Genomic DNA, 12,537 nt, shown 5'->3' with positions numbered 1-12,537 from the left:
ATAAAAGAAACCTCTAATCTATCTCTGATAGATATGATTACGGTGTCCTTTTTATTCACTCTCTTTATGTTCATCTTGGATCAAATTTTCAAAAAAAAGCGGACAAATTAGGGTCTGTTTTTTTATAATCCTAGGGCTTCTCTTTCATTTTGAAATTGCTCCGGATTTGGGGATGTTGCGGGAACCGTTCATTAATGTTTAACACCGGCCTCTGTAAAATACTTCTCCTTTTATATAACATCCTGACTTCTCCGTCATATATTCAAACGAAAAAACGGCAAAAGGGAGTAATGAAACATGATATTGTTTATTGGCAAGTTCATGTTGCTCTTTTTATTCTGTTCGCTGGCATATTATTTGTTTAAAGTTGTTTATTACAATATAGGGAAGAACATTGCGCTTAAAACCCCGGAAGGGACAAAGACAAACCGGACGGCACGTATGTTTGTCAAAAATGGAACTACACTGAATGATGGAGATTACTTTATGATCGCTGTTGTGACCGCTCTCTGGCTGTTCTTAAGATAAAACCGCGCTGATCCATCACGAGTTTTTTGATCAGCCATCGCTCGCCAGCTGCGAATTTTACGACCTCCTTTACCGTTTCCGGAGATTTTAATACGATATACTTTCGGTTACGGTCCCCGTCCTCTAAGCTTCTAAGCGGGCTCGAACCGCTGACCTCTTCCTTACCATGGAAGAGGTCATTAAAGAAATAATCATCAATAAGAAAGCCTAAAAAAATAAACAGGCATGCTGCCTGTTTATTTTTTTAAAGCGCCGGCTTCTTAAAACAGCCGTTTTAAGCTTTTCTTGAGTGACGGCATTTCGATTTTTTGGTTTTCAAAGAAGTTTTTCAGCATGTATTTGCTGAAGCCCTTCGCTTGGCCGTAAGTGATTTTTCCCGGAAGCGGCGGCTCGTCGCCGATGACGGCGTCGATGACGACCGGCTCATTTGAGTTGAGCGCTTCATGAAAAGCAGGAGCCAATTCCTCGTGTTTCGTCACTTTGATGCCTTTTGCCCCGCAGCTTTCTGCAAAAGCGGCGTAATCCATATTTTGCAGCTGGGTGACGTAGTCAATGTTGCCTTTGACCCGCTGTTCATATTCAATCATGCCTAAATTTTCGTTGTTTAATATGACAACCGTAATCGGCAGTTTATATTTAACAGCTGTCGGCAGATCCTGCATCACCATTGAAAATCCGCCGTCTCCGCAAATGGCGATGGACTGCCGCTCAGGTTCGGCAAGGCTTGCAGCAATCGCTCCCGGAAGCCCGCACCCCATCGTGGCGAGCCAGCTTGAGACGATAAAGTCCTGCTTCTTCATTTTAAAATGGCGGGCCATCCACACCGTAACCGTTCCGACATCCACTGACAGGACGGCGTCCTCTGCGGCCGCATCCTGAAGCCGGGCAATGACCTGCTGCGGCTTGAGCGGATGAGTCGCTTCGGTTTCATCCTTTTCGATTTCCTTCCACCAATGCTTCATGTGCTCGGTGCAGGCGTCTAAAAATCTTCTGTCTTCTTTATATTCAATGTATTCCGTCAGCTCTTTCAGCCCCAGAGCCGCATCACTGACGATTCCCGCATTGACGGGATAGCGCTTGCCGATTTTCGCCGGATCCGAATCAAGCTGAATGGCAGGCGTATCATCCGGGAGATAATCCCTGTATGGGAACGATGTGCCGAGCATGATCAGCAGATCGCATTCCTCCATTGCTTCGTAGGCGGGCTTTGTGCCGATTTGCCCGAGATTCCCGAGAAAGTGGGGATGGCTGTCAGGCACGACGCCTTTTGCCGGAAGGGTAATGACAATCGGAGCGGCCGCTTTATCGGCGAATGCGAGCAGCTCCTCTTTTGCTGATTTTAACCCTTGGCCGGCGAGAATGACTGGTTTTTTTGCGTTGTTAATATATTGCGCGCATGTCACGAGATGTTCTTTTTTCGGCTCTATATCAGCTTTGAGGTATATCGGCGATGTGTAAACCGGCTCCCGTTTGATTTTTTGCGCGAATAAATCATCAGAAACGGTTAAAACGGCAACGCCTTTTTTGCTGTAAGCCGTGCGGATCGCCTGATTCAGAAGATCGGGCAGCGCTTCTGCCGTATGTACTTGCTGGTTGAATACCGCCACGTCCTCAAACATTTGCTCTAATTTGATTTCCTGAAAGCTGTCACGGCCGATTTCATCGGAAGCCACCTGTCCCGCAATCGCCAGCACCGGAACGCCGTCCGCTTTGGCGTCGTATAAACCGTTCAGCAGATGAACGGCCCCCGGTCCTGCGATTGAAAGGCAGACACCGATCTGCCCGGTCAGTTTTGCCTCAGCCGCGGCAGCCAGGGCTGCGACTTCTTCGTGCCGGGTTTGGATGAATGTCAGGTTATTCCGTTCATGTCTCAGTTCTTCGATAAATTCATTAATGCTGTCTCCGGGAATGCCGTATATATGACCGACTCCCCATTGTTCAAGCAGCTCCGTCATTACGTGTCCTGCTGTTTTACTTGGCATACTGCATCCTCCTTTTACCTGTATTCATCCCCTATTTCATACGGGTTGAAACACGGGCTATACTCTCAGCTTTTTTCTTAGCAGATCAAGGATGGATAACAGATTTCTGTCCTTAAGGACTGCCTTACGATTTGCCGCCCCATTGAGTCCGTCTTTTATTTGCCGTTTTCTGTTCGGCACCATGAACAGCGGCAGCCGGTTTGGAGAAAACCAGCGTAATGCGGCGGTTTCCGGCCCGTTCATCAGCGGGGTTCCTCCGGTAATGGCTCCAATAAACACGTGCTGTGTATCTTCAAATGCCGGCCTTTCATACTCACCGGCTTTTTGCAGGATGGTCACGTTATACCCGGTTTCTTCACAGGCCTCTCTGACGGCTGCGGCTTCAGGTGTTTCACCTTCTGCGATCCCGCCCCCGGGCAAATCCCATAAGGGAATGTCTTTTCGTTTTACGAGCAATATGTCCCGCCCGTCATTTTGTATGATGACAAAAGCGCCTTGTGCCATGTCGTCCTCCTTTACAAAAAAGACCGCGGCATTTTAGCCTGCGGTCTTTCCGTTACTTTTTAAAATGATACGGCAGGGTGGCGACGATGATGTCCTTCTTCCAAAACAGCCGGACGCGGAGCAAGAAGGCTGATTGGTTGTGAAGGATGGTCTGCCAGCGTTTTTTCGTAATAAATTGCGGAAACAGCACCATCACGGAGAACTGTTCTTTTTTCGCTTTCTGTTCGACCGTTTCTAAAAACTTATCAAACGGATGAACCAGACTGCGGTATGAGGAATGCAGGGTGACGAGGCGGACGCCGTTATGAAGTTCTTCCCAGCGCTTTTCCACCTTTTTTTCGTTTTCTCTGTCAAAGGAAACATGAACCGCAATGACCTGATCCGATAATGATTTCGCATACTGAATCGATTTTTGGACGACGGTGGTGACACCGGCGACAGGCACGATGACGACGGTTCCCTTGATTTCCTCAGGCTGCTGATCAACGACCCGCAGCTGTTCGCTGACCGCGGTGTAGTGATTTTTAATGACGAAAAACAGCATGACGACAGCAGGCATGAATAACAGCACCGGCCAGACAAGATTGAACTTCGTCGCGAATAAAATACACAGCACCATAAATGAAATGGCGGCGCCGCATGAGTTAATCAGCATTTTTACCGCCCAGCCCTTCGGCTTCTGCCTGATCCACTTGATGCACATTCCCGTCTGCGACAGCGTAAACGGAATGAACACGCCGACGGCATAAAGCGGAATTAAATGTTCCGTGCGGCCGCCGAATAAAAGAATGAGCAAGATGGACGCGATACCGAGAAAGATGATTCCGTTTGAAAAGCCTAATCGGTCGCCTCGGACCGTAAACATTCTCGGCATATACTGATCGCGCGCTAAATTAAACGCCAGCTGCGGAAATGCAGAAAAACCCGTATTCGCCGCAAGCACGAGAATCAATGATGTAACGCCTTGAATGAAATAATACACCGTATGCCGTCCGAAGGTTTCCGCGGCGATTTGTGAAATAACGGTCTCGTTAGGCTTCGGACCCGTGCCGTAGCCGTACGCCAGCACCGTAATCCCCGTAAATAAGATCGCCAGCAGAATCCCCATCATGGCCAAAGTGCGGGCCGCGTTTTTTGCCGGAGGATTTTTAAAGGCCGGGATCGCGTTTGAAATGGCTTCAACACCGGTCAGTGCCGAACAGCCGGATGAAAAGGCCTTCAGCAGCAAAAACAGCGTGATGCCCGCCACGGGCGTGCCGATTGGTGTATGCTCGGCCGGATGAACCTGGCCCGTCATGAGCTTAAACAGCCCGACGACGATCAAAAGGACAAGCGCCGCCACAAACAGATAGACGGGATACGCCAAAATGGACGCCGACTCTGACAGTCCTCTCAAATTTAAAATCATAATCAGAATCACAAGCAAAACAGCAATGAGCAAATGATGCGGGTGCAAAGCCGGAAATGCCGATGTAATCGCGTCAGTTCCGGCAGAAATGCTTACCGCCACCGTCAGAATATAATCAACAAGCAATGAGCCGCCCGCAATCAGGCCGGGCTTCTCACCAAGATTTTCTTTAGAAACCATATAAGCGCCTCCGCCTTGCGGATAAGCGTAAATAATCTGTCTGTAGGACAGAATCAAAGCAAGCAGCAAAATGAGAACACCCGCTGCGATCGGAATGGAATACCAAAACGCGGCCGCGCTTACCGCAGCCAAAATGATCAGGATCTGTTCCGTTCCGTAAGCAACTGATGACAGCGCGTCTGAAGAAAGCATGGCGAGCGCCTTGAGTTTCGTGAGTTTCTGCTCTCCGGCCGCCTGTGATTTCAGCGGTTTCCCAATCAAAAATCTTTTGATTGAATGGTACATTTGTTGTCTTCCCCTTTTTTTCATTTTCCGTTTGATTTACAAACCCTTACTGCTATGATGTCTCCGAATGCTGATTGCATGCCATATTTCAGCACAGCAAAAAGACACAGAGGCAAACGGATGCCCCTGCGCCATAATCGTGCACAGGTTTCATTCATCTCCTCTCATGAACGCTTACGAGGTTAGCTGTCGGATTCGGGCTGATGAGAGTTGGCCCTACCTGAAAAAGGATTCACCCCAAGCGGCATCACGCGCCGCAAATTGGTTCCCCCGCTCTGATTACAGATTAAGCGATATAGATTATAAAAGAGATCATACTCCCGTCCCGTTCAGTTGTAAAGGGGCTTTTATGCTGTTTCAAAAATAAAAAAATCACCGCCAAAAATGGAAATAAAAATACAAAAAAAAGAGGCCTGTTAACGGCCTCTTTTACCTTCATTACTCTTCACTTTTTTCATGATCCGTTTTTCTTTTTTTCCTTCTTGCCATCAGCCAGATCAGACCGGCTGCAATGATTATAAGCGCCGCGAAAACAGCAATATACGTAACGTTCAGTGCTGCGGACCGGCTCTTCGTATCAGCCGCCGGACTGCTGTCATCGGACTTGATTTGCTGATGATTCGAAAACAGCTGCCGGCCGGCTGTTTCGTTAATGACGGTTGCGGCATCGCTTGTGCTGTCTAAAAAGCTGATCAGCTCTTTTGTGACAGACGCGCCGCTTCCTGATAACGGAGCAAAAACAGCGATGCTCCGGCCGGCGTCCCAAGGTGATTCCTGGGTAAACGCGACTTGTTTCGTTGTCTCATTCAGCATCTGAAACGAAGAAACATCGTAAGCTCCGCTGCGGTCTGACGGCACGAGAAGCTTAGAGGCGTTTGATTTCAAAAGCGGAATTTGCGGCAGGCCTCCGATAAACACAACATTCCGGCCTTTGGCATCCGCTTCCTTCATGTCTGATGCCGTCTTTACGGTAAAGCCGTTTCCGAATGAATCCGCCACCAGAGAAAGCTCTTTCAGTGTCTGTATGTTTACGCCATCCGGGATGACGATTACTGTTTTCTCTTTCCCGCCGCCCGCAAACGGGAGCGGCCATTGCCCGAAATCCGCTTTCTGCGCCGCATCGCTTACCGGATACGTCAGCGTGCTGCTTTTATCAATATAGACCCATTTGTTTTCGTCACGGTCGATACACGGATTGTTATGTTTCAAACCTGATGTGACAAATTGCAGATCAATGTACCTGCTGCTTCGCAAAAGCTTCGGATCAATCGGGATGGAGACGTGGTAAAAGCCGTCTTTATCTTTATTGCCGAGATTATCAAGACGCACCGCATTCGGCTGTCCGTTGACCATGACGTTCAGCTCCGCTCTCTCGGCGTCATTTGCTGAATCCGCCTTCGTCCGGATCGATTCCGACGTCTTTAATGTAAGTGAAAGCTTGACCTTACCGTCTTTATCAACAGCGGCCGCCGCAGGGTAAAAGAAGTGCTCTGACGCCGTTTTGTTTGATCCGACCGTTACATTTCCCGCGCCGAAGTCCTCTAGTGTCAGTTTATTGCCTGTCTTTTCCGCAGCGGGCTGAAGGCGGCCGATTGTCAAAGTATCTCCGCCCAGCTGGCCTGAATAAGCGCTGTCTGTGATGACGCGGATTTTATCCGCCAGCGTTTTGTCTGATTGCGCCGTGACAAACAGGACGGGCTGCCGTTTGTCCCCTGATGTCAGAACCCGTTCAGCGAGAAGAAGTTTGTTGTCTTCCGCTTTGATGTTCCCCCGTTCGAAAAGTTCTTTTATTTTCCCGTTCCAATGCTGATCAGCGCCGATGACAATTGACGGATTGCTGATTTTGCCGGCGTCGGATTCTTTTACATAGGATACCTTCAGCCTGCTGTCTGCCGTTTTCAGAAATGCTTCTGTTTTGACTGCGGCTTCAGCTTCCGCCGAGGTCGGTTTGTCAGGAAGGATAATATCGGTTTCTTCACCCGTATTGCCTGATTGGGCAAACGGATACGGGAAATGGCCGAGATCCGCTCCCTTTGACTTGCTTGCTTCTGAAAGCACAAGGCGGCTGTCCGGGTAAATTTTTATCCAGTTGCCTGACGTATCCTGCCTGACGCAGACGCCCTCTTTTAATACGCCGTAAAATCGTAATGATACATTGTGATAGCCTTGGGCGGATTGGCTTTTGCTGAGATTAAGCTTCACCGTTTTCCGCTTGGAACTGCCGTCAAGCTTTATGGATTTGACGGGTTCATCATCAATGGCGATGGTTAAAGAAGACGGGGCAATTAATAAGTTTGACGCCTCGTAATCAATCAGAAGCGACTGATCGGCATTCGAAGCTCCCGCAGGAATCTGATAGGTCAGCTCTGCACTGTCTTTCGCCCCGTACAGTGTCATCAGATCGCCAGTCAGCGCCTGCTGCTCTTTTGCGCCGGCGCTTGTTCCGAGGGCGGAACCGTCCGTTTTCAGTTCCCGGGCCGCGGCCGCCTGCCCGTTATACATCAATAGCAAAAGGCCAGTTATCAATATGATCGCTTTTTTCAAAAAGGTCACCCGCTTTTATTTTGATTGTATCGCTCCGTTTTGTACCACTTGACTTCCTGCTTGAACAAGCGGTGCTTGATCTCTGTGAATAATGACCAGATGACGAGCACGATCCAAGCCTGGGAGTATGTAAAGTACATCAGAAATACGATAAAGAAGTTTTGTTTGTTCATTTCTGTTTTTTCAATGCTTAAAGTAATCATGACCTCAGTCATAAACAGGAAAAAGGCCAGTATCCACAAAATCATCGCCAAAAACCCGACAGCCAGATGCAGGTCGTAAAAAAGATTGATGATAAAAATCGTGTTTGACATGATCACACCGAAGAAAAACAAAAAATACGTAAAAAAGAAATAAAACAGATCGAAGATGATCCGCTTCCGTTTCAGCTTGAAAAATTGGGATAAAAACTTGAGAACGACGTATTGATTGCCGCGCGCCCATCTTGTCCGCTGGCGCCACCACACCTTCCAAGTCTCAGGCTCCTGCTCCCATGTCACAGCCGCCGGGAAAAAGCGGATATGGTAGCCGAGATTATAGACGCGGATGGTCAGCTCGGTATCCTCCGCCAGCGCCTTATCATCCCAGCCGCCGAGCTGTTCGATAATGCTCCGCCTGATTGCGAAGTTCGTTCCCGGGATGGTGGCGATTTTGAACCATTTCCATCTGCCGCCCTGCGCCATCCACTGAAAGCAGATGGTTTCAATATTGATAAACTTCGTGAGGATCGTTTTGGCCGCGTTGATGACACGGAATTTCCCGACAACCGCTCCCGCTTTCTCATCATTCATCAGACCGAGAACCAGGTAGTACACCGCCATTTTTTCCGGCGTGTTGTCCGCATCATACACGCAGATCACGTCTCCGTTCGATTCCGCGAACCCTGAGTTCAGCGCCGAAGATTTTCCTTTTCCGGCGTTCGGGGGCTTTGTGATGACCATTTTAATGAAGTCATACTGACGGGAAAATTCATTGACGATGTCTCCCGTCCGGTCGGAGGAATTATCATTAACGACGATGATCTCAAGCCTGTCTTTCGGATAATACAGGTTCACCATCGCCTTCAGCGTCTGCCTGATGACGACCTCCTCGTTATGCGCGGGAATGAGCACGCTGACCTTCGGGAGCTCCCCCATCTTTGCGCGCCATTTCGGAATGTTGCGTTCGAAGGTCATATAATGCCTGAATCCGCCCTGCATCAGAAACATGTGATAGAGAAGCATCACCCATATTAAACTTAATGAGATAAAAAACAGAATGTTACTCAAGGCTCCTTCTCTCCTTAAAGATTCGTTTTTTTAATGTGGCGCGCAAATAAAGAACGTAGCAGGCGAACATGATGATAAACAATAACACCACGCCGGAGAGAATCCAAAGCGCTTTTTCCAGAGGCGTCTGCTGATGGTGATTGAAAAAGGCCGTTATCGGATGAATCTTATTTTCCACATGAATGGTTCCGTCTCCGTCCGTTTTGATCCTGACGCTGTCCGACGTTACCGTTTGCTTCGTTTTCTTCAGATCGAGCCACTCGCCGCCGGGAATCCGCTCCATCTGATTGACGAGCTCAGGGAGGTATTTCATGCCGAGATACGGATGGTAGAAACCGCCCGCCACTCCGCCGCCGAAATCAATCATCTGCGAAATATGATTCTCCATATCTCCGAGCGGATTTTCCTTTGAGTTATCGGCATAACCGATTGTTTCCGGGTACAGCGTCATCCCGTCCAGCATAGCCGGCTTTGAGACGAACGGAGGGGCGCCCGAGGTTTTCCACGTCGTGCCGCTGAGCTGTACTTGTCCGAAAATGCTGGAGAAATAAGAAGATGCGATTTTGTAGCCTTCTTCAGACATCGTATAGTGCGGCGCTTCGAATGACAGCGGGTAAAGGCCGAGCTCTGTCAAATCGTCAATCGCCTGCTCCAGCTTCGTTCTCGTGTAGATTTTTTCTTTTTCACGGAAAGGCTTCACATACGCCCGGTACGCTTTTTCATTCGGAAAATCCTGTTCCTTTTCAAGCTTGACCGGAGTATCATCCGCATTTTCTGACGTAATCGGCTGATCCGCTTTGGCATCCCAAAATTCAAAGCCTTCTCCCGTTTCGCTGTATCGGTATGCGTGCGTGTAGCCGTGAATAATGATGCTGCCGCCCATTTGCTGAAGTTTTTTCAGGACGCTGACCATTTTCGGCTTGTCCGCCAAGTATACTTTTTCTCCGTTTTCCGGATTGAGATAGACCGGAATGACCGCCAGCATAAACGGAATGTGTCTTTTATGCAGGTAAGCGCCCGCTTCGTAAAGCAATGTTTCATCTGACATCGGGCTGATGTCTTCAAGCCGTAAATAAAGGAGGGTGCCGCCCGCTGATTCTCCGAAAGCGCTGCGCAGCGCTTTCGCCGTCAGAAACGAATCATTTAACAGGCTCGTCACACCGAAATAATAGTCAGAGCGCGCCGTTTTCCACATAAAAGGGCGGGTGCTGCCGTCACCGGACCGGTATGTATAAAGGGGCTTTCCTTTTACTCCCGATACGCCGAGCACGGACATCCCTTTTTCAAGCGGCATGTCTGTTTTTTCTTCTTTGCCGTAAATGCGGTATACCGTTTCTTTCTCTGTCAGGGACAAACCCGCAAATTGGCGGAACTGTCCGGCGTTATAGCCGATGCTGATAAGCTGCTGCGGCATGCTGCTGATCAGAGACACGAATGATGTGCTGAGCTTTTTTTTCGTGACGCCGTAATAGATGACGCGCCGATTCTTTTTGAGGTCCGCGGCTGTGATGTCTCCGTCGCTTTTCACGGTGACGGCAGATGAGAAATGGCCCGCGGTCAGATCAAGCATTTTGACCTCAGCGGTTTCTTTGCCGTCCGTGCTTGTATAAATAATGAGAATGCCGTCCTTTTTGTCTTTTGCTTCCGCCGTAAGGGGAACATAAACCGACGAAATCATGAAGAGCGCCGAGAGTAAGAGACGTATCCATTTAGAGTTCATTCATCATCATCTCGTTTTCCAGTTCATTTAAAAATTGCTCGGCCGTTTGTAAATCCTTTCGGTACGCCAAGTAACATACACGGAAGGTGATGGAGACGTATTTACCGTTTTGCAGCCGGTACGTATCCAATTCCTTTTTCAGCTTCGCCAGAACGGCCGGCATGTGTTCTTCAGGAGTATGGGTCAGCACGATGCCGAACCGTTCGGCGGACGGCCTGAATTTTTTGTCTGTTTCCCGAACGCTTGACCGGATTTGGCGGCTGATAAATGCCAGCAGGCGGTCGGTCTCTTTTTCTCCGTAGAGGGATTTGAATTCCTTGAAATAATGCATGTGCAGCAGCAAAAAGACGAAGGAATTGCCGTAGCGTTCCGCCCGCTTGATTTCCTCAGAAAGCTCCAGCTTCATCCGCAGATGGTTGTCAAAGCCGGTCACCCTGTCGACGGCAACAAAGCTCGTAATCTCTTCACGCAGCTGTTTCACTGAGCGCTCAAGCCCCTTCGCCAACTCGTGAATCCTTCCCGCTATGTAAGAAAAGAGCAGCAGCGCAATCCCCCAAATGACCAGCACCTGCAGACTTTCGGCACCGGCAGACGCCATAAAGCTCCCGGTCTGAAACCACAGAAGCAGGCTGCCGAGAACAAATAAGACAAGTAAGGTGATGACGAGCGCGTAGATTGCCCCGAACCATATGCCGGCTCCCGTGACAAGCAATGTGATGCAGGTTATCAAAAGCCCTGCGGATTGCTGAGACGCATAGTAAATAAAAAAAGACAGCAGCACCAGCATAACTGCTGTGTAGCTGCACAGTTTTTGTGATTCATTGAATGATATTTTCATTAAACAATTTCCTTTCAGCCAGAAGCGGCAGCAGGTTATCGAAAGAATGTGTATCGCCCCCGCTCATATAGCCGCCGTAATCACGTTTCAGCGTGTCCAGTGTTTCAAATGAAGTCATTCTTTCATAAAGCGGCTTGATGACAGCCGGATCAGCTTTTTGTTCTGCTAAAAAAAGAACGGCCAGGGCGTAAACGGACGGTGATTCGTATTGAACCGCCGGCTCCTTCGTGTCTGCGCTGTATCGTCCGTACAGCTGTCCGCGCGACTTAAATTCCTTTATCATCCATTTCGACAGCACAGCGGCTTTGCCATCGCCCCGCTTCAGATTCACGGCGGCATACAGCTGGTCGATGACATTGACTTCGCTGTCATATTTGTATTCCTTAGTTTCGGTATTGAACGATTTCGGCAAAAAACCATTTTTCAGGGGCGCAAGATTGAGAACATCGAGGTTCCGGTTTTCCGTTTTCTCATCGATAATCCCCTTTTCTCTGAGCATCTGTAAGGCGCCGGGGTCGACATAGGACAACGTCACGGTCTTTGACGCGGCATTTGAAGCGGCATCATAATAATCCGTAAAATACCCGTCATTCGTATTGTATTTTTCCAGCGCCTTCCCGATCTGCACCGCTGTTTTCCCGTATTCACTGTTTCCCCATAGGGTTCCGGCCTCATTCAGACAGTTCATAATTCTGAAATCGTCAATTAAGGCATTGGTGCCGCTCGCTTTATTCCCGTCAATCTTCCACGACACGAGCTCGTTTTTCGTCAGAAACGAATCGGTGAGAAGCTGATATTGCGCTTGAAACTGCCGTTCATCTTTCCTGTTCAGCAAAAATGCCATCCATAGTCCGAGAGACTCAGATAAATATTCCGGCTCACCGGCTATGTTCGTCCGGATCATCCCCCGCCCGTTCATCAATTTATGATAAATAAAATGCTCTGCGGGCTGAAGCGGTCCGGACGGTTCGGCCGCCGCCTGTTTTTCAGTGCCGGCCTCCGCGCACCCCGCCGTCAGAACGATCGAAATCAAAAGGATCATCAGACGAAAAACGAATTGCTTCACAGTCCATCCTCCTATTTTATAAATCCTTTTTTAGACCCATATCTTATTTTTTCACAAAGTATTTTTACTATATAGGAAACGATAAAAGAATACTAGCATTTTTTCACATTGGGAAATTTTAAATGAGGGCGCCGTCTGCTCACCTTTTCCCTCTTCGTCTGGATCGCATTCCCATTACAGTTAAAAACACAACAAAAGGCAGCATTTCTTTACA

9 protein-coding genes and 1 riboswitch are annotated in these 12,537 nt (G+C 48.7%); of the genes, 1 reads left to right on the top strand and 8 read right to left on the bottom strand.

Translation table 11 applies throughout. The features are described from left to right. The first annotated feature begins 297 nt into the window (after positions 1-297). Positions 298-528 (top strand): hypothetical protein, encoded by a 231-nt coding sequence (locus G9F50_RS16735; protein ID WP_060563104.1) that lies wholly within the window; start codon positions 298-300, stop codon positions 526-528. Positions 529-788: 260 nt separating this feature from the next. Here G9F50_RS16735 and G9F50_RS16730 read toward each other — a convergent pair whose 3' ends face one another. The 8 genes from G9F50_RS16730 to G9F50_RS16695 all read right to left on the bottom strand — a co-directional run bounded on the left by G9F50_RS16730 (position 789) and on the right by G9F50_RS16695 (position 12,323). After that, positions 789-2,510: a pyruvate oxidase gene (locus G9F50_RS16730; protein WP_014416943.1), complete on the bottom strand. Its 1,722-nt coding sequence runs from the start codon at positions 2,508-2,510 to the stop codon at positions 789-791. A 57-nt stretch (positions 2,511-2,567) separates the two neighbouring features. After that, positions 2,568-3,014 carry an NUDIX hydrolase gene (locus G9F50_RS16725; protein WP_060563103.1) on the bottom strand — a complete coding sequence of 149 codons (447 nt, stop codon included), beginning with the start codon at positions 3,012-3,014 and terminating at the stop codon, positions 2,568-2,570. Between the two features lie 52 nt (positions 3,015-3,066). Continuing rightward, entirely contained in the window at positions 3,067-4,887 is a 1,821-nt protein-coding gene (locus G9F50_RS16720) for an APC family permease (RefSeq protein ID WP_012116837.1), read from the bottom strand. A 156-nt stretch (positions 4,888-5,043) separates the two neighbouring features. Next, positions 5,044-5,190: riboswitch (cyclic di-AMP (ydaO/yuaA leader) on the bottom strand. A gap of 135 nt (positions 5,191-5,325) precedes the next feature. Next, positions 5,326-7,431, bottom strand: coding sequence for a cellulose biosynthesis cyclic di-GMP-binding regulatory protein BcsB (locus tag G9F50_RS16715; protein ID WP_060563102.1), 2,106 nt, complete (start codon positions 7,429-7,431; stop codon positions 5,326-5,328). Positions 7,432-7,436: 5 nt separating this feature from the next. Next, complete coding sequence (locus G9F50_RS16710) at positions 7,437-8,699, bottom strand: glycosyltransferase family 2 protein (protein WP_017419244.1); 1,263 nt, start codon at positions 8,697-8,699, stop codon at positions 7,437-7,439. Next, positions 8,692-10,419, bottom strand: a complete 1,728-nt coding sequence (locus G9F50_RS16705) for a DUF2334 domain-containing protein (RefSeq protein WP_060563101.1) — start codon at positions 10,417-10,419, stop codon at positions 8,692-8,694. Before G9F50_RS16705 ends, G9F50_RS16710 begins: the two co-directional genes overlap by 8 nt. Further along, the gene (locus G9F50_RS16700) at positions 10,409-11,257 is read right to left on the bottom strand and encodes a diguanylate cyclase domain-containing protein (protein WP_059368262.1); all 849 of its coding nucleotides are present in this window, start codon (positions 11,255-11,257) and stop codon (positions 10,409-10,411) included. Before G9F50_RS16700 ends, G9F50_RS16705 begins: the two co-directional genes overlap by 11 nt. Further along, positions 11,238-12,323 carry a hypothetical protein gene (locus tag G9F50_RS16695; RefSeq protein ID WP_060563100.1) on the bottom strand — a complete coding sequence of 362 codons (1,086 nt, stop codon included), beginning with the start codon at positions 12,321-12,323 and terminating at the stop codon, positions 11,238-11,240. The genes G9F50_RS16700 and G9F50_RS16695 overlap by 20 nt, the downstream gene beginning before the upstream one ends. Between the last annotated feature and the right edge of the window lie 214 nt (positions 12,324-12,537).

Source organism: Bacillus sp. EKM206B, assembly GCF_011066015.1.
In the GTDB taxonomy this organism is placed as follows: Bacteria; Bacillota; Bacilli; order Bacillales; family Bacillaceae; genus Bacillus; species Bacillus velezensis.
This window is presented reverse-complemented; position numbering and strand designations above follow the sequence as displayed.

Excerpts from the sequence above, each read along its gene's own strand:
- G9F50_RS16735 (WP_060563104.1), top strand. The coding sequence starts at position 298 with ATGATATTGTTTATTGGCAAGTTCATGTTGCTCTTTTTATTCTGTTCG.
- G9F50_RS16730 (WP_014416943.1), bottom strand. The coding sequence starts at position 2,510 with ATGCCAAGTAAAACAGCAGGACACGTAATGACGGAGCTGCTTGAACAA.
- G9F50_RS16725 (WP_060563103.1), bottom strand. The coding sequence starts at position 3,014 with ATGGCACAAGGCGCTTTTGTCATCATACAAAATGACGGGCGGGACATA.
- G9F50_RS16720 (WP_012116837.1), bottom strand. The coding sequence starts at position 4,887 with ATGTACCATTCAATCAAAAGATTTTTGATTGGGAAACCGCTGAAATCA.
- G9F50_RS16705 (WP_060563101.1), bottom strand. The coding sequence starts at position 10,419 with ATGAACTCTAAATGGATACGTCTCTTACTCTCGGCGCTCTTCATGATT.
- G9F50_RS16700 (WP_059368262.1), bottom strand. The coding sequence starts at position 11,257 with ATGAAAATATCATTCAATGAATCACAAAAACTGTGCAGCTACACAGCA.